This window comes from Micromonospora sp. WMMB235 (assembly GCF_001855515.1).
Classification (GTDB): Bacteria; Actinomycetota; Actinomycetes; order Mycobacteriales; family Micromonosporaceae; genus Micromonospora; species Micromonospora aurantiaca.
The window spans coordinates 1,434,843-1,454,301 of record NZ_MDRX01000001.1 but is presented as its reverse complement, the minus strand read 5'-3'; the positions used below and the strand labels follow the sequence as shown (position 1 = coordinate 1,454,301).

General features: G+C 76.0%; 10 protein-coding genes. 8 read left to right on the top strand and 2 right to left on the bottom strand.

Annotated elements, in window-relative coordinates:
- The first annotated feature begins 44 nt into the window (after positions 1 to 44).
- From BFV98_RS06325 to BFV98_RS06315, 3 genes are read left to right on the top strand one after another with little or no spacing between them, the layout of a single operon-like run.
- The gene (locus BFV98_RS06325) at positions 45 to 1,082 is read left to right on the top strand and encodes a zinc-binding dehydrogenase (protein ID WP_071095340.1); all 1,038 of its coding nucleotides are present in this window, start codon (positions 45 to 47) and stop codon (positions 1,080 to 1,082) included.
- Entirely contained in the window at positions 1,082 to 1,900 is an 819-nt protein-coding gene (locus BFV98_RS06320; RefSeq protein WP_071095338.1) for a sugar phosphate isomerase/epimerase family protein, read from the top strand. The genes BFV98_RS06325 and BFV98_RS06320 overlap by 1 nt, the downstream gene beginning before the upstream one ends.
- The gene (locus BFV98_RS06315; RefSeq protein WP_071095336.1) at positions 1,897 to 3,234 is read left to right on the top strand and encodes a hypothetical protein; all 1,338 of its coding nucleotides are present in this window, start codon (positions 1,897 to 1,899) and stop codon (positions 3,232 to 3,234) included. Before BFV98_RS06320 ends, BFV98_RS06315 begins: the two co-directional genes overlap by 4 nt.
- A 47-nt stretch (positions 3,235 to 3,281) precedes the next feature.
- On the opposite strand, the gene BFV98_RS06310 is transcribed toward BFV98_RS06315, so the two are convergent.
- Positions 3,282 to 3,986 (bottom strand): CBS domain-containing protein, encoded by a 705-nt coding sequence (locus tag BFV98_RS06310; RefSeq protein ID WP_013477069.1) that lies wholly within the window; start codon positions 3,984 to 3,986, stop codon positions 3,282 to 3,284.
- Positions 3,987 to 4,080: 94 nt separating this feature from the next.
- The gene (locus BFV98_RS06305) at positions 4,081 to 6,195 is read right to left on the bottom strand and encodes a molybdopterin-dependent oxidoreductase (protein WP_071095334.1); all 2,115 of its coding nucleotides are present in this window, start codon (positions 6,193 to 6,195) and stop codon (positions 4,081 to 4,083) included.
- Positions 6,196 to 6,343: 148 nt separating this feature from the next.
- Here BFV98_RS06305 and BFV98_RS06300 point away from each other — a divergent pair, with 148 nt between their 5' ends.
- The 5 genes from BFV98_RS06300 (at position 6,344) to BFV98_RS06280 (ending at position 19,434) form a co-directional block, all read left to right on the top strand.
- Complete coding sequence (locus BFV98_RS06300; RefSeq protein WP_013477067.1) at positions 6,344 to 6,736, top strand: DUF2267 domain-containing protein; 393 nt, start codon at positions 6,344 to 6,346, stop codon at positions 6,734 to 6,736.
- 329 nt (positions 6,737 to 7,065) lie between these two features.
- Complete coding sequence (locus BFV98_RS06295) at positions 7,066 to 10,527, top strand: AMP-binding protein (RefSeq protein WP_071095332.1); 3,462 nt, start codon at positions 7,066 to 7,068, stop codon at positions 10,525 to 10,527.
- On the top strand, positions 10,524 to 13,634 hold the full coding sequence (locus BFV98_RS06290) for a thioesterase domain-containing protein (RefSeq protein ID WP_071095330.1): 3,111 nt from the start codon (positions 10,524 to 10,526) through the stop codon (positions 13,632 to 13,634). The genes BFV98_RS06295 and BFV98_RS06290 overlap by 4 nt, the downstream gene beginning before the upstream one ends.
- Positions 13,631 to 15,934, top strand: a complete 2,304-nt coding sequence (locus BFV98_RS06285; protein WP_071095328.1) for a lantibiotic dehydratase — start codon at positions 13,631 to 13,633, stop codon at positions 15,932 to 15,934. Before BFV98_RS06290 ends, BFV98_RS06285 begins: the two co-directional genes overlap by 4 nt.
- A complete protein-coding gene (locus BFV98_RS06280) occupies positions 15,931 to 19,434 on the top strand; it encodes a non-ribosomal peptide synthetase (protein WP_071095327.1) in 3,504 nt (1,167 codons plus the stop codon). Before BFV98_RS06285 ends, BFV98_RS06280 begins: the two co-directional genes overlap by 4 nt.
- The last annotated feature ends 25 nt before the right edge of the window (positions 19,435 to 19,459 follow it).

Sequence of the window (19,459 nt, the reverse complement as noted above, 5' to 3'; positions counted from 1 at the left end):
TTTTGGGTTAGAATCGGGGTCGGCACTTCACTCGGAGCGACGCCATGAGCAACTGGGTTGTCTCTCTGGCCGGGCCCCGGCACGTACGCCTGGAGCCCTGCCCCACCGACCGGCTCGGTCCGGGCCAGGTCCGCGTCCGCACCCGCTTCTCGGGCATCTCCGCCGGCACCGAACTGACGCTCTACCGGGGCAGCAACCCGCGACTGCGCAAGGACTGGGACGCCGGCTCCCGCATGTTCGTGCCCCGCCAGGCCGCGCCCGCGTACCCGGTGGTGGGTTTCGGTTACGAGGAGGTCGGCGAGATCGTCGAGGTCGCCCCCGACGTGGCCGGGCGACGGCCCGGCCAGCTCGTCTGGGGGATCTGGGGGCACCGCGCCGAAGCCGTGCTCCCCGCGACGGCCGCGCATCCGCTGCCACCGGGCCTCGACCCGCTCGCCGCCGTGTTCGCCCGGCCCGGTGCCATCGCGCTGACCGCGGTGCTCGCCGGTGACCTGCACCTGGGCGACTGGGTGGGCGTGTTCGGGCAGGGCGTGATCGGGCTGCTCGGCACGCGCCTGGCCGCACTCTCCGGCGCCCGCGTCGTCGCCGTCGACCGGATGCCGGGCCGGCTCGCGCACGCCACCCGGTTCGGCGCGCGCCGGGTGGTCGACGCTGCCGCCGACTCGCCCGCCGCCGCGCTGCGGGCCGCCACCGACGGCCGGGGCGCCGACGTGTGCCTGGAGCTGTCCGGGTCGTACCCGGCGCTGCACGAGGCGATCCGCGCCACCGCGCACGCCGGGCGCGTCGTCGCGGCCGGCTTCTACCAGGGGTACGCCCACGGGCTGGAACTCGGCGAGGAGTTCCACCACAACCGGATCCAGCTCGTGGCCGCCCAGGTCTCCGGGCCGGACCCGGCACCCGGCACGGCCGGCCGGTGGTCCGGGACGCGGATCGCACACACCTTCATGGACCTGGTGGCCGAGGGCAGCGTCGACCCGCTGCCGCTGGTGAGCCACGTCGTCGACGCGGGCGCGGTGGCCGACGCCCTGGCGTTGCTCGACCGCGGTGACGGTGACGTCCTCCAAGTGGTGCTGAGGTTCTGATGGACATTCCACTCTCGTGCCAGGAGCAGTTGCTTCCCGGCGCCGACCTGATCCAGAAGTACGCCCTCGCCGTCTCCCTCGGCTACCAGGGCATCGAGCTGCGCGGGCGGGGCGACCTGGCCCTGGCCCGGCGGCTGCCGGAGCTGCGCCGTGCCCGCGCCGCCGGCGTGGTCATGCCGACCGTCTGCGTCGAGATGGACCACTTCATCGGCGACTTCGACCCGGCCCGTTCCCGCGACGCGGTGGACAACCTGCGCTCCCAGCTGTCGGTGATCGCCGAGCTGGGCGGCGTCGGTGCGATGACCCCCGCCGCGTGGGGCATGTTCTCCTACCGGCTGCCGCCGTTCGAACCACCACGCTCGGCTGACGGCGACCGGCGGGTGCTCGTCGACGCCCTGGGCGAGCTGGCCGGGCACGCCCGCGCCGAGGGGGTCACAGTGTTCCTGGAACCGCTCAACCGGTACGAGGACCACATGGTCAACCGGCTCGACCAGGCCGTCGAGCTGTGCCGCGCGGTCGGTTCACCGGCGCTGCGGGTGGCCGCCGACACGTACCACATGAACATCGAGGAGGACGATCCGCACGCCGCGCTGCGCGCCGCCGCGCCGTACCTCGGGCACGTCCAGGTCAGCGACTCCAACCGGCACCAGCCCGGCGCCGGACACCTGGACTGGGGCGTGCTGCTGGCCACGCTCGACGCGATCGGCTACACCGGCTGGCTGGCGCTGGAGTGCCGGCTGCGCGGCGAGCCGGTCGCCGCGCTGCGCCAGGCCGCCACCGCGCTGGCCCAGGCCCGTCCCCGGCGGGCCGCCGCATGACGCTGACCACCGGGGTACGCGCCGACGCCGACCGCCACGCCCGGCTGCGCCGCCTCGCGCTGGCCACCCTGGACGCCAACTGGGAACACGACCACACGGTCCCCTCGCGCACGCTCTACCCGCACCAGTGGAGCTGGGACTCGGCGTTCATCGCGATCGGCCTGGCCCACGTCCGCCCCGACCGGGCCTGGCGGGAGCTGCGCACGTTGTTCGCCGCGCAGTGGGTCGACGGGCGGGTGCCGCACATCGTGTTCAACCCGGCCTCGCGCGCCGGGCCGTACTTCCCCGGGCCGCAGTTCTGGGACTCGGCCCGCGCCGACGGCTCACCGGCCCGGGCCACCTCCGGGATCGTCCAGCCGCCGGTGCACGCCCCGGCCGCCTGGCTGGTGCACCGCCGCGCGCCCGGCGAGGCGTCGGTGGCCGCGCTGCGGCGGCTCTACCCGAGGCTGGTCGCGCAGCAGCGCTACCTGACCGGCCGGCGCGACGCCGGCGGCGGCGGGCTGGCGTCGATCGTGCACCCGTGGGAGTCCGGACTGGACAACAGCCCCGCCTGGGACGCGCCGCTCGCAGGGGTGCCCGCCGACGAGGCGGTGATGCGCGCGTACCGCCGGCACGACACCGCGCACGCCGACGCGGCGCAGCGCCCCACCGACCTGGACTACGCGCGGTACGTCGCGCTCGTGGAGAGCTACCGGGCCGGCCGCTACCGGGACGAGGGCCTGCTCGGACGGCATCCGTTCCTGGTGGAGTGCCCACTGGTGAACGCCGCGCTCGGCGTCTCCGAATACGCCCTCGCGCGCATCGCCGCTGTGATCGGCGCCGACCCGGGGCCGCACCGCGACCGGGGCGCCCGGATCACCGAGGCGCTCGTCACCCGCCTCTGGGATCCGGTCGCCGGCACGTTCCGTCCCCGCGACGTGCGCGCCGACCGGCTCGTGCCGGCCCGGACCGTGCTCGGGCTGATGCCGCTGGCGCTGCCCGAACTGCCCGCCGCGCAGGTGTCGGCGCTGCTGGCCGAGGCGTGCTCGCCGCGCTTCGGGCTGGCCGCCCGGATGGACCGGCCGCTGCCCACGTACGACCGCACCGCGCCGGACTTCGAGCCGCTGCGCTACTGGCGCGGCCCGAGCTGGATCAACACCGGCTGGCTGCTCTGGCAGGGACTGCGCACCCACCGCCGCGTCGACCTGGCCGCCGGGCTGCGCGAGTCGCTGCTCGACCTGGTCGACCGGGCCGGCTGCCACGAGTACTTCCACCCGGACACCGGCGCCGGTCTCGGCTCACCGGCGTTCAGCTGGACCGCCGCGCTGGTGCTGGACGCGCTCGCCCAGGAGTGACAGCGGCGGGCGCCGGGCACGGCGGTGCCCACCGGGCCGTCCAGGGCTCAGGCGATGCCGGCCGGGGTGGCGCCGCCGATGCGCAGCGCTGACATCGGCGCGTCGTCGATCGCGTAGCCGAGCGCGTCGACCACCTCGACCACGCCGCTGACCTGCCGGGTCAGCCGGACCGCGAGCTGCGCGGTGGACCGGCACTCCACCTGGCCGGTGAGCGTCACCACGCCCCTGTCGACTGTCACGTCCACCACGCCGTCGCGGACGCCGAGGCTGCGCCACAGCACCTCCTCGACCACGTCCCGCCGGATGCCGGCGTCCGGGCGCAGGTGCACCTTGAGCAGGTCGCCGCGGGTGACGATGCCGACCAGCCGGCCGAGGTCGTTCACCACCGGCAGCCGCTTCACGCCGCGCGCGTCCATCAGCCGGGCCGCCTCCACGATCGTCGCGTCCGGCGTGATGGTGACCGGGGGAGCGGTCATCAGGTCGGCGGCGAGCGTCGCGCCGGCCTTCGCCCGCGCCTCGCGGCGGTGCCGGTCCGGCAGGATCCGCCGCTCCCGGGGCTGGCCCAGGAACTCCACCTTGTACATCAGGTCCGCCTCGGACACCACGCCCAGCACCCGGCGGGTCTCGTCCACCACCGGCGCCGCCGTGACGTGCCGCTCGGTCAGCACGTCGACGATCTCCCGGTAGTCCGTGCCCTCCCGTACCGACGCCACGTCCCTGGTCATCACGTCCTGCACCTGCCACGTACGCATGGCGAACCTCCCTGTGTCCGCCTCCGACGCTAGGCGGCGGCGACGGGCCGGAGCAGGGGCGCAAAGACCAGGTCAGGGGGCCGGAGGTCCCGAATCACCCAGCCGCGACGGGCTCCGCGACCTCGTCGAGGGGCGGCTCGGCGGTCAGCAACTCGGCCGGCACCGGCTCGACCTCCACCCGGCAGTCGTGGAACGTGGGCGCCTCGCCCAGGTCGGTGTCCCGGACGCCGGTGACCGCGTTGACGGTGGACCGCCCCGGGCTGCGTCGCGCCCAGTACGCCTTGTACGTGAACGCGCACCCCGGCCGGGTCGCCTCGTCCACCGCCACCGCGGCGAGGAACGCGCCCCTGTCGTTGTGCACCCGTACCGCGTCGCCGTCGGCGAGCCCGCGCGCCGCCGCGTCGTCCGGGTGCAGGTGCACCAGGGGCGGCCCGGCGCGGCGGGTGTGCCACGGCAGCGACGCGAACGTGGAGTTCATCAGGTAACGGTTGGCCGGGGTGAGCAGCGTCAGCGGGAACCGGCGGGCCAGCTCCGGGTCGGCCGCCTCGGCCGGTGGCGTGTACCCGGGCAGCGGGTCCACCCCGAGCGTGGCCAGCGCCGGGTCGTGCAGCCGGGCCCGCCCGTCCGGGGTGGGGAAACCGCCCTCGGCGTACGGCGCGGAACCCACCGGCACACCGGTGAGCCGGGCGTACGTGCGCTCGCGCAGCTCCTCGTACGTGATCGGGGCGTCGGCCAGCAACTGCCGGGCCAGGTCCTCGTCGCTGTCCCGGAACGCCGGGTGGTCGATCCCGAGCGCGGCGGCGATCCGCCGGAAGATCTCGGTGTTCGGCAGCGCCTCGCCCGGCGCGCGGGTGACCGGCAGGTTCAGCGTCGTGTAGTGGTGCCCGTAGGACGTCTGGAGGTCCAGGTGCTCGGGCTGCATGGTGGCCGGGAGCACCACGTCGGCGTAGTCGCAGGTGTCGGTCCAGCGCTGCTCCAGCACCACTGTGAACAGGTCGGCGCGGCCGAGCCCGGTCAGCAGCCGGGCCTGGTCCGGGGCGGTCGCCGCCGGGTTGGCGTTGAACACCACCAGCGAGGTGACAGGCGGGTCGGCCTCCCCGGTGAGCACGGCGGCCAGCCGGCTCATGTTCAGCGACCGGGCCGGCGGGGCGGGCATGCCGGCCGGCCGGATCACCGGGCCGTTGTCGACCCGGTGGTGGCCGCTGGTGGTCACCAGCGCCCCGCCGCCGGGGTACCGGAAGTCGCCGGTGACCAGCGGCAACGCGCAGATCGCCCGGATCGCCTGCCCGGCGCCGTGGTGCCGTTGCAGGCCCAGCCCGACCCGTACCGCTGTGGGCCGGGTGGTGGCGATCCGCTCACCGAGACGGCGGATCGTCCCGGCCGGCAGGCCGCACTCGGCGGCGGCCCGCTCCACCGGCCAGTCGTCGAGCCGGGCGCGCAGTTCCGGCCAGCCGGTGGTGTGCGCGGCCAGCCACGCCTCGTCGGCCGCCCCGGCGTCGCGGACGTGCCGCATCAGCCCGAGAGCGAGCGCCGCGTCGGTGCCTGGTAGCGGCGCGACGTGCTCGTCGCTGCGGGCCGCCGTGTCGGTGCGCAGCGGGTCGATCGTCACCACGTACGCGCCGCGCTCGCGGGCCTGCTGCACGAACGGCCACAGGTGCAGGTTGGTGACGAGCGGGTTGGCGCCCCAGAGCACGATCAGGTTCGCCTCGACGATCGACTCCGGTTCGAAGCCGACCGAGGCGCCGTAGAGCGAGCGCAGCGCCGCCCGCGCGGCCGCCGTGCAGATGGTGGTGTCCAGCCGGGACGCGCCCAGGTGGGCGAAGAGCCGGGGCCCCATGGTCCAGCCCTGAACCAGGCCCATGGTGCCGGCGAAGTAGTAGGGCAGCACCGACTCCGAGCCGTCCCGCTCGATGCTCGCGCGCAGTCCGGCGGCCACCCGGTCGAGGGCCTCGTCCCAGCTCGCCGGCCGGTACGCGACCCGGCCGGTGCCCTTCGGGCCGGTGCGGACCCAGGGCGTGGTGAGCCGGTCCGGCCCGTTCACCGCGTCCAGGTAGCGGTTCACCTTGCCGCAGAGCGCGCCCCTGGTGAACGGGTGGTCGCGGTCGCCGCGCAGCGCGACCGCCCGGCCGTCGTCGACTGTGAGCTGCCAGACGCAGGTGTCCGGGCAGTCCAGCGGGCAGGCGCCGGGGTGGGTTGTGACGGGGGCCATGGGCGGATGCTACCGACGCGACCGGCCACCTGCCCTCCGGCTTTTCCGCCTCCCGCTGGGTGGGGCGTTTGGCCGGGGTGGGGGCGGGTACCCGCCGGGGCCGACCGCTGTGGGCGTGGTGCCCGCCGGCGGCGAGGGGAGGGGTGGGATGCGGTTCCCCCTGTTCGTCGAGGCGGTGGCGCGGCGGGCCGAGTTGCCCACTGACGAGGCCGCGACCGTCTCCCGTGCCGTGTTGCAGACCCTCGCCGACCGGATCACCGCGGACGAGACGACGGACCTGGCCGCGCAGCTGCCGGACGACGTGGGCGGCTATCTGGAGCCCGCCGGCACCGCCACCACCGGTGGCGCTGTCGACTTCCTGTACCGCGTGGCCGAACGCGCGGCGGTGGACCCGGCGGTCGCCGAGGTGGGTGCCGTCGCGGTGCTCGCGACGCTGCGCGACACGGTGACGGTGGGGGAGTTCCACGACCTCGTCGCGCAGCTCCCGAAGGGCTTCGACGCCATGGTGGACCCCATCCCACGACCGCCGTACGATGTCTGAGCAGGCTCCCCGCGATCCGGGTCGAGCTGCGGCACCGAGGCCGTCGCGGCGAAAGATTCCACGGCCTGGAAGTATTTTCACCGTAAAATAACTTGTCGCTTGTCACGTACGCTGAAAAACGTCTACGCGCTAGAGGGATGATCGGACGAATTCCTCCGTCCGAGGTTCCAAGGTGCCGTCCCCTCTTCGGCTCAAGCCTCATCGCCGCTCTTCCGGCGCACGGATCGAGCCATATTCTGCTTCCAATGTGAAGTCCTGGGGGGGATCAATGATCACATTCGTCGATTGCTGCCTGCCTGCCCTCTGTGGAGCGCAACCCGCTTCCTGACATGGCAGAGACGATGATCATCAATCGTTTCGGCGCGATCTCGGCGGTACACGGCGGACGTCCGGCACTTCTCGGTGAGACCCACGAGGTCACCTACACCGAGCTGGCCGGAGCGGCCGGCGGGCACGCTGCCGTGTTCGCCGCCGCGGGCCTGCGCGCCGGAGACCGGATCGCGCTGCTCACCGCACACGGTGCGCCCACCGTGGCGGCGATGCTCGGCGCCCTCGCGACCGGATGCGCGTACGTTCCGCTGGACCCGGGCTTCCCGGTCGCGCGGCTGCGCCACATGGTCGACGCCGCCGGGGTCACCGCGGTGGCCTGCGCCGCCGAGCACCGCGACCTCGCCTCCACACTGGCCGCCGGGCGCCCGGTCGTAGCGCTGGACGAGGCGCCGCCGGCCCCGCTGCGCCCGGTCGCGGCCGACCCGGACGCGCTGGCGTACGTGCTGTTCACCTCCGGCTCGACAGGAGTACCCAAGGCGGTCGGACAGACCCACCGCAACCTGGCCCACGTCGTCGACAACCAGATCGCCGCGCTCGGCGTCGGCCCGGACGACCGGCTCAGCCTGCTCGCGTCGTTCAGCTTCGACGCCGCCATCCCCGACCTCTACCCGGCGCTGCTCACCGGCGCCGCAGTCGTACCGGTCGACCTGCGCCGCCAAGGGCTGGCGCACGCCGTCGACCAGCTCGACCGGCACCGCGCCACGGTGCTGCACTGCACGCCCACCGTCTACCGCTTCCTGCTCGACACGCTCGGCGCGCGCCGGCTGCCCACGGTGCGGGCGGTGCTGCTCGGCGGCGAGCAGGCCACCTGGGCCGACGCGGCCCGCGGCCGGGACCGCTTCGCCCCCGGCTGCGTGCTCGTCAACGGCTACGGCGCCACCGAGATGACGTTCGCCGCCCGGCACGTGCAGCAGCTGTCCGAGGTGGACCCTGATGCCCGCGGGCCGCTGCCGGTGGGCGTCGCGTTCCCCGGCTACCGGCTGGACCTCGCCCCGGACACCGGCGAGATCGTGGTCCGCAGCCGCCACCTCGCCCCCGGCTACCTCAACCAGGACAGCGACCGGTTCGGCGTCGACGCCGACGGGCTGCTGTCGTACCGCACCGGTGACCTGGGCCGGCTGCTGCCCGGCGGGGAACTGGTCTGCCTCGGTCGGCTCGACCGGCAGGTCAAGGTGCGCGGGCACCGGGTCGAGCTGACCGAGATCGAAGCGGTGCTGTCCGCCCAGCCCGGCGTGGCGGGCGTGCGCGCGATCGTGCGCGACGGCGAGCTGCTCGCGTACGCCCGCCCGGCCGGCGCCCGCCCGGAACCGGCGGCGCTGCGCGCGGCGCTGACCGCCGCGCTGCCCGACTACGCCGTGCCCCGCGCGGTGGTGGTGGTCGACGAGTTCCCGCTCACCGTCACCGGCAAGGTCGACGAGCGGGCGCTGCCCGACCCGGTCACCGAGGTGCCCGCCGAGGAGGCCCCGGCCACCGACACCGAACGCGCCGTGCACGACATCTGGTGCGCGGTGCTGGGCCGCGACGCGGTCGCCCGCACCGCCAGCTTCTTCGACGTGGGCGGGCAGTCGCTGCTGCTGGGCCAGGTGCAGCAGCGCCTCGCCGAGCGGTTCGGCGTACGCCTGCCGATGCTGCGCCTGTTCGACCATCCGACCGTCGCCACCCAGGCGGCGCTGCTCGACGCCCCGCCCGAGGCCGTCCGCGCCCCGGTGCTGCCCGCGCCCGCCGCGCCGGTGCGCGCCGCACGCGAGTACACCGGCGACGAGATCGCCGTGGTCGGCGTCGCCGGGCGGTTCCCCGGCGCGCCCGACGTGGCCACGTTCTGGTGGAACCTGTGCACCGGCGTCGACTCGGTGCACGACCACACCGACGAGGAGCTGGCCGCGCTCGGTGTCGGCCCCGCTCTGCGCGCGGACCCCCGGCACGTCCGCGCCACCGGCCGACTCGACGGGGTGGCCGACTTCGACGCCGACTTCTTCGGCTTCGGCGCCGACGAGGCCGCCCGTACCGACCCGCAGCACCGGCTGTTCCTGGAGACCGCCTGGGAGGCCCTGGAGGACGCCGGGCACGACCCGGCGCGCTTCCCCGGGCTGGTCGGCGTCTACGCCGCCACCTCGGCCAACCGCTACTTCCTGTTCCACCTCATGGACAACCCGGCGGTGGTCGGCGACGTCGACCCGGACGACTGGGAGGCCCGGCTCGTCGGCCGCCAGTTCACCGACCACCTGCCCGGGCAGGTGGCCTACCGGCTCGGCCTGACCGGCCCGGCGATGGCCGTGCAGAGCGCCTGCTCCAGCTCGCTCGTCGCGGTGTGCGTCGCCGCGCAGAGCCTCGCCGACTACCAGTGCGACCTGGCGCTGGCCGGCGGGTCGACGGTGATGTGGCCGCGGCACCGGGCGGGCGGGCTCGCCTCGCCCGACGGCCGGTGCCGCGCCTTCGACGAGGCCGCCGCCGGCTCCGGCTTCGGCTCCGGCGCGGGCGTGGTCGCGTTGCGCCGGCTCTCCGACGCGCAGGCCGACGGCGACCGCATCTACGCGATCCTGCCGGGCTGGGCGGTCACCAACGACGGCCCGGACCGGGCCGGCTTCGCCGTACCCGGCCCGGCCGGCCAGGCCGCCGCCGTCGCGAACGCGCTCGCCACCGCCGAGGTCGCACCCGGCGAGGTCCGCTTCGTCGAGGGCCACGGCAGCGGTACGCCCCTCGGCGACGCCATCGAGGTCGCCGCGCTGCACGAGGTGTACGCGGGCGCCGCGCCCGCCGAGTCCACAGCGCTCGGCTCGGTGAAGACCAACATCGGTCACCTCGACGCCGCGGCCGGCATCGCCGGGCTGATCAAGACGGTGCTGGCCGTCCGGCACGGGGTGATCCCGCCGAACCTGCACTTCACCCGCCCGCACCCGGAGATCGACCTGGCCGCCGGACCCTTCTACGTGCCCACCAAGGCGCGGGACTGGCCGGACGACGCGCGCCGGGTCGCCGGAGTGAGCGCGTTCGGCCTGGGCGGCACCAACGCGCACGTCGTGGTGGAACAGCCGCCGCCCGCCGAGCCGGCCGACCCGCCCGGCGGGCGACCGTGGCTGCTGCCGGTCTCCGCGCGTACCCCGGCGGCGCTGCGGGCCGCGCTGGCCCGCCTGCGCAGCCACCTCGCCGGGGCCGCCCCGGCACTGTCCGACGTGGCCGCCACGCTGGCGCTGGGCCGGCGGGCGTTCGCCCACCGGGCGGCGGTGGTCGCCGCCGACCTGCCGGCCGCGCTCTCCGCGCTGGACGTGCTGCTGGACACCGGCGCCCGCATCGCCGGTGACGGCGGCCCGCTGCGCGAGACGGCCGCCGAGTGGGTCGCCGGGCGCGACGTCGACTGGCACGCGCTGCACCCCGAGGGCACGGTCCGGCGCACCGGACTGCCCACCTACCCGTTCCAGCGCCGCCGGCACTGGATCGACCCCGTGCAGAAAGGTCCGCGGTGAACTGGTTCGTCTCCGCCGGAAGCCGACCCGAGGCGCCGGTGCGGTTGTTCTGCCTGCCCTACGCCGGAGCGGGCGCCAGCGCGTTCCGGCGCTGGGCGGCCGAGTTCGGTCCGAGCGTCGACGTGGTGCCGGTGCAACTGCCCGGCCGGGAGAACCGGATCACCGAGGACCCGCGCTTCAGCGTCGCCGAGGTGGCCGACGCCATCGCCTCCCGTGCCGACCGCCCGTACGCGATCTACGGCCACTCGATGGGCGGACGGCTCGGCTTCGACGTGGTCCGTGAGCTGCGCCGCACCGGCCGCCCGCTGCCGCTGCGGCTCTACGTCGGCGGCGCGCGCGCCCCGCACGTCGCCACGCCCGGCCCGTTCGACGGGCTGTCCCGGGCCGGCGACGACGAGCTGCTGCGCCGCCTCGGCGAGGGCGGCGGCCTGCCCGCCGAACTGCTCGACCACCCCGAGCTGGTGGAACTGCTGCTGCCGCTGCTGCGCGCCGACTTCGGCCGGGTCGACGACTACCGCCACGTGCCGGGCGAGCCGCTGCCGGTGCCGATCGTCGTGTTCGCCGGTCGCACCGACCGGGCGGTCAGCCGGGAGCAGAGCGCCGCCTGGGCCGAGCACACCGCGGCCGGGTTCACCCTGCACGAGCTGGACGGCGGGCACTTCTTCCTGCACGACCGGCTGACCGAGCTGGCCGCGCTGATCCGGGCCGACCTGACCGCCGCGCCCACCGACACCCGCCCCGGCACACCGGACGCGGGTCCGGACCCGGTGCGCGCCGCCGGTCGCGGGACCGCCGGCGCCGCGCACCGGGTTCCGCTCGGCGGCACCGGCTGGTCGGTGTGGCGCGACGCGATGCTGCGGACCACCGGTTTCCCGGCCGACGGGCTGGAGCTGTTCACCGCGCCCCGGGCCGCCGCGGCGGCCGACGAGCTGCTGGCCACCGGCGCCGGTGAGGACCGGTTCACCAAGGAGTTCGAGGAGGCGCTGCGCGCCGGCGCGCAGCGGTTCAGCGAGCTGGCCGCCGACCCGCTGCTGCGCGAGGCGGTCACCTGGCAGAACCGGGGCGCGCTGGTGGCGTTCGACGGGCTGGTGCGCGGCGGCGCCGACGCGGCCCGCAACGTGCGCCGCCGCGACCGGGAACGGGCGCTGCTGAAGTACTGGCAGCGCTACTGCGGCAAGAACGAGACTGTGGGCTTCTTCGGCCCCAGCTGCTGGGTCACTGTCGATCCCGCGCAGCCGGAAGTTGCCCGAGTCAACCCCGGCGACAGCCTGACCCGGCGGCGCTGGGTGTGGTTCGAGTCGTGGGCGCTGTCCGCGTACGCCGAACGGATCGGCGCGGACCTGGCGGTGCGGCGGTGGTGGCCGCCGATGCTGCGGGCCCACCTGGCCGTCCGGGACCGCGACGTGCTGCGGCCCGGCCGCCCGCCGCTGACACTGACCCCGGTCGAGGCCGCGCTGCTTCGCGCGGCCGACGGCCGGCGCTCCGCCGCCGACCTGGTCGCCGACCCGGCGATCGGGCTGCGCCGCCCGGAGGACGGCTACGCGCTGCTCGACCGGCTGGTCGAGCGGGAACTGATCACCTGGGGCGCGGCCCTGCCGGTGAGCCCGGACGCCGAGCGGGTGCTGGCCGACCGCATCGACGCGATCGGCGACGACCCGGCCCGCGCCGCCGCCCGCGCCGGGTTCGACCGGCTGCGCGCCGCCCGCGACGACGTCGCCGCCGCGGCAGGCGACGCGGACCGGCTGCGGACCGCCCTGGACGCCCTGGACGCCACGTTCACCGAGCTGACCGGCGTGCCCGCGGTGCGCCGGGCCGGACAGATGTACGCCGGCCGCACGGTCTGCTACGAGGACAGCGCCCGGGACCTGGACGTGGTGTTCGGCGCGCCGCTGCTGGCCGAGCTGGCCGCCCCGCTGGACGTGCTGCTGCGCGCCGCCCGCTGGCTGGCCAACGCGCTCGCCCGCGCCTACCTGGACGTGCTGCGCGGCCTGTACGAGGAGCTGCGCGCCGAGTCCCGCGGCCCGGTGCCGCTGGCCGACCTGTGGTTTCTGGCCCAGGGGATGTTCTGGGGCGACGGGGACCGGCCGGTCGACGCGGTGGCGGCGGACTTCGCGGCCCGGTGGGCCGGACTGTTCGGCCTGGACACGCTGCCCGCCGGCACCACCGACGTACGGCTGCGCGCGGCCGACCTCGCCGGCCGGATCGACGCCGTGTTCCCCGGCGACGGTCCGGGGTGGTCCAACGCCGCCATGCACAGCCCCGACCTGCAGATCTGTGCCACCGACGCGGACGCGCTGCGGCGCGGCGACTACACGGTGGTGCTCGGTGAGCTGCACGCCGCCTGGTCGTCGTTCGACTGCGCGGTGTTCACCCCGTCGCACCCGGACGTGGAGCGGCTACGCGACGCGCTCGCGGTGGACATGGGGCAGCGGCGGGTGCGGCTGCTGTTCCCGGCCGACTGGCCGCGGCGCACCAGCCGTACCGCCGAGTCGCTGACCGGCCCGACCGACCGGCACCTGGCGTTCCTCGACGCCCCGGGCGCCGACCCGGCCCGCGTGCTGCCCACAGTCGACCTGGTCGTCGAGGAGGTGGACGGCGAGCTGGTCGCCACCGCCTCGGACGGGCAGCACTGGCCGCTCGTCGAGGTCTTCGCCGAGCCGCTCAGCGCGCACGCCGTGGACGGGTTCAAGCTGGTCGCCGCCGCGCCGTACACGCCCCGGATCACCGTGGACCGGCTGGTGCTGGCCCGGCAGACGTGGCGGACCACGGTGGGCGAGAGCGGCCTCGCCGTGCCCGACGGCGAGCGGGCCCGCTTCCTCGCCGTCCGGGACTGGCGGCGCCGCCTCGGCCTGCCCGAGCAGGTGTACGTCAAGCTCGGCACCGAGACCAAGCCGTGCTTCGTGGACCTGTCCGCGCCGGCGTTCGCCACCACGCTGTGCGCGATGGTGCGCGCCGCCCGGGTCGACGGCGGCGACGACGTGTCGTTCACTGTGAGCGAGATGCTGCCCGCACCGGAGCAGGCGTGGGTGCCCGACGGGCAGGGCCGCCGCTACTTCAGCGAGCTGCGCCTGCACATCACCGACGCCCGGCGGGAGGACCACCGGTGAGCCATCTGCTGCCCCTGGGCGACACCGGCTGGTCGGTGTGGCGGGACGTGGTCCTGCGTACCGCCGGTTTCCCGGCCGCCGGGCTGGACCGGTTCGCCGCGCCGGACTGCGCCGCCGCCGCGGACGCGCTGCTCGCCGGCGACACCGGCCCCGAGGTGTTCGGCAAGGCGCTGGGCGACGCGTTCGCCGAGTCCTCCGCGGTGGCCGGCGAGCTGGCCGCCGACCCGCTGCTGCGCGAGGCGGTGACCTGGCAGAACCCGGACATGCTCATCGCGCTGGACGGGCTGCTGCGCACCGACCCGCAGGTCCGCAACGTCCGCCGCCGCAAGCGCGAGCTGAGCCTGCTGCGCTACTGGCAGCGCTACTGCGGCAAGGCCGAGACGATCGGCTTCTTCGGCCCGGTCTGCTGGGGCACGTTCGACGCCACCCGGCCCGGCGTGCACACCGCGCCCGGCGCCGCGCTGGTGCACCGGCGGCGGGTGTACTTCGAGGCGTGGGCGCTCATCGCGTACGCCGACCGGCTCGCCGACGACCTCGCGGTCCGCCGCTGGTGGGCACCCGCCCTGCAACCGCACCTGACCGTCGCCGGACGGGAACTGCGGGCGCCGCTGCACCCGCCGATCGTGTTGACCCCGGTCGAGGCGCTGCTGCTCGGCGCCTGCGACGGGCGGACCCCGGCGCTGGAGCTGGCGCACCGGCTCTGCGACGCCGGTGAGGTGCACAGTCCCGACGACGTCTACCTGCTGCTGGACCGGTGGGTGGAGCGCGGGCGGCTCAACTGGGGCGCCAACCTGCCGATCGCGCCCGACGCCGAGCAGGTGCTCGCCGCGCGGATCGCCGCGATCGGCGACGAGCCGGTCCGTGCCGCGACGGCGGCCGAGTTCGGCCGGCTCCGCGCCGCCCGTGACGAGGTGACCGCCGCGGCCGGCGACCCGGACCGGCTCGGTGCCGCGCTCGCCGCGCTCAACGCCGAGTTCACCGCCGTCACCGGCCGCCCGGCCACCCGGCACAGCGGTCAGATGTACGCCGCCCGCACGGTCTGCTACGAGGAGACCGCCCGCGACCTGGAGTTCCGGATCGGGTCGGCGGTGATCGACGCGCTGGCCGAGCCGATGGCGGTGGTGCTGCGTACCGCCCGCTGGTTCACCACCGAGGTCGCCGCCCGCTGCGGCGAGCTCTTCACCGAGCTGCACGAGGAACTGGCCGCCGACGGCCCGGTGCGGCTGGCCGACCTGTGGCTGCTGGCCCAGGGCACGCTCGTGGCCCCGGACGGCCCGATCGGCCGGGCCGGCGCCACCCTCACCGCGCGCTGGGCCGAGCTGTTCGGCCTGGCCGACCTGCCCGAGGGGCAGGCGGAGCTGCGGCTGCGCGCCGCGGACCTGACCGAACGGGCCCGGGAACTCTTCCCGGCCGAGCGGCCCGGCTGGCCGTCGGCCCGGCTGCACAACCCGGACGTGCAGCTCAGTGCGGCCTCGCCGGAGGCCGTCGAGCGCGGCGACTTCCTGCTGGTGCTCGGCGAGCTGCACCCGGCCTCGGTCGCGTTCGACAGCGCGGTGCTCAGCCCGTTCCACCCGGACCCGGCCGCGCTGCGCGCCGACCTCGACGCCGACCTGGGTCCGGTCCGGCTGCGGGTGCTCTGGCCGGACAGCTTCCCCCGCCGCACCACCCGCACCACGTACGCGCTGACCGGCCCGGCGGACCGCCAGCTCGGCATCGACACCGCGCACGGCGCCGACGTGGACCGCCTGGTTCCGGCCACCGCCGTGGTGGTCGAACGCACCGGGGACCAGCTCACCGCGGTCTTCCCCGACGGCGCCCGCTGGCCGCTGATGGAGGTGTTCGCCACGCTGCTCGGCTCGCTGCTGCTGGACGCGTTCAAGCTGCTCGGCGCCGCCGCGTACACGCCCCGCATCACCATCGACCGGCTGGTCGTGGCCCGGCGTACCTGGCGCACCACGGCCGGGGCGTGCGGGCTGGGCGGCCACGCCGACGAGACCGCCCGCTACCTGGCGGTACGCCGCTGGCGCGCCGAGACCGGCCTGCCCGAGCGGGTGTTCGTCAAGGTCGGCACCGAGATCAAGCCCTGCTACGTGGACCTGACCGGCCCGCTGTACGCGCAGTCGCTGTGCGCGATGGTCGACGCCGCGCTGCGGACCGGCCCGGACGTGCCGGTGGTGGTCTCCGAACTGCTGCCCGCACCCACCGAGGCGTGGGTGCCCGACGCCCGGGGGCGCGGTTACGTCAGCGAACTGCGCCTCCAGATCACCGACCCGGCCGAGCAGCTTGGAGCACTCCGGTGACCGACACCCTGACCGTCAGCGCCGTCCACGGCCCGGACCTGCCGTGGCCGGACGCCACCCTGGCCGACCTGGTCACCGCGCAGGCGGCCCGTACCCCGGACGCGGTGGCGGTGCGCCAGTGGGACACCCGGCTCACCTACCGGCAGCTCGTCGACCGGGCCGCCGGGGTGGCCGCCGCGCTGCGCGAGCACGGCGTCGGCCGGGGCGACCGGGTCGGCGTGTGCGGCGCGCGTACCCCCGACCTGGTGGTCACCGTGGTGGGCGTGCTGCTCGCCGGCGCCGCGTACGTGCCGCTGGAGCCGGGCGGCCCCCGGGCCCGGCTGCGCGGGATCGCCCGCGACGCGGGCGTACGCGTGGTGGTCGGTGACGCGGCGGCGGCCGAGTTCGGCGACGAGCCCGGCGTGACGGCGCTCGGCCTGCCCGGCCCGGCCCCGCTCGCGCCCTGCCCGGCCCGCCCCGGCGACCCGGCGTACGTGCTGTTCACCTCCGGTTCCACCGGCCGCCCGAAGGGCGTGCTGACCACCCACCGCAACGCCGTCGAGTTCGTCACCGGCGTGAGCGCGCTGACCGGCGCCGACGCGTCGGTCCGCAGCCTCGGCATCGCCTCGCTCGGCTTCGACGCGGCCACCATGGACCTGTTCGTGCCGCTCACGCTCGGCGGCGCGGTGCAGCTGCTCGGCGCCGACGACCGGGCCGACCCGGTACGGCTGGCCCGGTTCGTCGCCGAGCACGAGGTCACCTGGGGCTTCATCACCCCGACCGTGCTGTCGCTGCTGGACCCGGCCGGGTTCCCGTCGTGGCGGGTGCTGCTCTGCGGCGGCGAGGCGGTCCCGGCCGAGCTGGCCGCCCGCTGGGCGCCCGGCCGCCGGTTCCTCAACGGCTACGGCCCGACCGAGACCACCGTGCTGGCTGTCACCTGCGACCTCACCCCGGCCGACACCGACCCGATGCCGATCGGCCGGCCGCTGCCCAACCACCGGGCGTACGTGGTCGACGCCGACCTGCGTCCGGTGCCGGCGGGGGAGACCGGCGAACTGCTGATCGGCGGGCCCGGCCTGGCCGACGGCTACCTCAACCGGCCCGGCCTGACCGCCGAGCGGTTCGTGCCCGACCCGTTCGGCGACGTCCCCGGCGAGCGGCTCTACCGCACCGGTGACCTGGTCCGGCAGGGCCCGGACGGCCGGATCGTCTACCTCGGCCGCGCCGACCGCCAGGTGAAGGTCCGCGGCCAGCGCATCGAGCTGGGCGAGATCGAGGCGGTGCTCGCCGCCCACCCGGGCGTCGAGCGCGTCGCGGTGGAGGCGGTACCCGGCCCGGCCGGCGCCGAGCTGGTGGCGTTCCTCACCCCGGCCGGCGCGCCCGACGACGACGAGCTGCGGGCGTACGCCGCGCCGCGGCTGACCACCGCGATGCTGCCGGCCCGGACGGTGCGGCTGGACGCGCTGCCGGTCAGCGCGACCACCGGCAAGCTGGACCGGCCGGCGCTGCGCGAGCTGGCCGCGGCCACCCCGGCCGCCGTGGCCGACGCGTCCGCCGACGACGACCCGGTGACGGCGGGGGTCCGGCGCGTCTGGACCCGGCTGCTCGGCGCCACGCCCGCCCCGGACAGCGACTTCCTCGCCGCCGGCGGCAACTCCGTCGCCGCGATGCGGCTGGTCGCCGCGCTGCGCGCGGAGCTGGGCCGGCAGGTGGACACGCGGGTGCTGTTCGCCGACCGCACGTTCGCCGCGCTCGTGGACCGGGTCCGCGCCGCCGACCCCGCCGACGCCGACGGGCTCACCACAGGCAATCCGCCGACGCTGTCCCCGCCGCAGCGGCGGCTGTGGTTCATGGACCAGCTCGCCCCGTCCAGCGCGCCGTACAACATCGCCGTCGCGCACCGGCTGCGCGGGCCGCTGGACGTCACCGCGCTCGGCGCCGCGCTGCGGGCCGTGGCGGAACGGCACGACGTGCTGCGCTGGCGCATCCCGCAGAACGGCGGGGTGCCGTACGCGGTCCGCGAGGAACCCACCGACGTGGCGGTGCCGGTGGTCGACCTGACCGGCGCCGCCGACCCGGACGCCGAACTGGCCGGCATGCTCGCGGCCGGTGCCGGGCACGCGTTCGACCTGGCCACCGGCCCGCCCTGGCAGGTGACCGTGTTCCGGCTCGCCGCCGAGGAGCACGTGCTCGCGGTGACCGTGCACCACGCGGTCTTCGACGGCTGGTCCGAGGCGCTGCTCTACGACGAGCTGGCGCTCGCGTACGCCCGCGCGCTCGGCCGGTCGGTGCCGGGCCGCCCGCCGCTGCCCGCCACGTACGCCGACTACGCGGTGTGGCGCGCCGACCGGGACCGGCGCCGGGGCGAGACGGACCTGGCCTGGTGGACCGCGCACCTGGCCGGCGCGCCGACGGTGCTGGACCTGCCCCGCGACCGTCCCCGCCCGGCCGTGCAGACGTACGCCGGCGCGGAGGCCGCGGTACGGCTGGACGAGACCGCCGACCGGGCCGTGCGCGACCTGGCCGCGACGCGCGGCAGCACTGTCGCGGCGGTGCTGCTGGCCGCGTTCGGCGAACTGCTGCGGCGCGTCACCGGCGGCGACGAGCACGTGCTCGGCGCGATCGTCGCCGACCGGCGGCTGGCCGCGTTCGACGAGGTGATCGGGTTCTTCATCGACACCGTGCCGGTGCGGGTCCGCTCCGGCGGCGCGAGCTTCGCCGAGCAGGTCGACCGGGCCGCCGCCGAACTGCACGAGGTCACCGCCCACCCGGGCGCGCCACTGGAACGCATCGTCGAGGCGCTCGGCGTGGGCCGGGACACCTCCCGCGCCCCGCTGGTGCAGGTGCTGTTCAACGTGCTCAACTTCGTCGCGCCCCGGCTGACGCTGACCGGCCTGGCCGTCGAGCCGGTGCCGGTACCGAAGCCCGGGTCGCCGTTCGACCTGACCGTCTACGTGGTGGAGCGCGACGGGCGGGCCGGCGTCGAGGTGGTGCACAACCCGGACCTGTTCGAGGGCGAGCGGATCGAAGCGCTGCTGGCCGACCTGGCCGCCCTGGTCGGCGCGCTCGCCGCCGACCCGGACGCCCCGGCCGCCGAGGTCGCGCCCGAGCTGCCCCGCCCGGCGGTACGGGTCGCGGCGCTCGGCGCGATGAGCGTCGCCACCGCCGAACCGGCCCGCGCGCCGCTGCCCGCCGGGTCGGACGCGCTCACCGCGACCGAGGAGCTGATCGCCGGGATCTGGCGCGACGTGCTCGGCCGCGACGCGGTCGGCGTGAGCGACAACTTCTTCGACATCGGTGGCCACTCGATGGCCCTGGCCGCCGTGCACGCCCGCCTCACCGAGGCCACCGGCCGCTCGATCACCATGCTCGACCTGTTCCGCCACCCGACCGTACGGGCGCTCGCCGCCAGCCTCGACGGGACCGCCGACCGGCCGGAACTGGCCCGCGCCGCCATGCGCGCCGCCGCCCGGCGGGGCCGCGCCCGCCGTACCCCGCCACCACGCCGACCTCACCCGTGACGCGATCCCTTGTGAATGAAGGAAC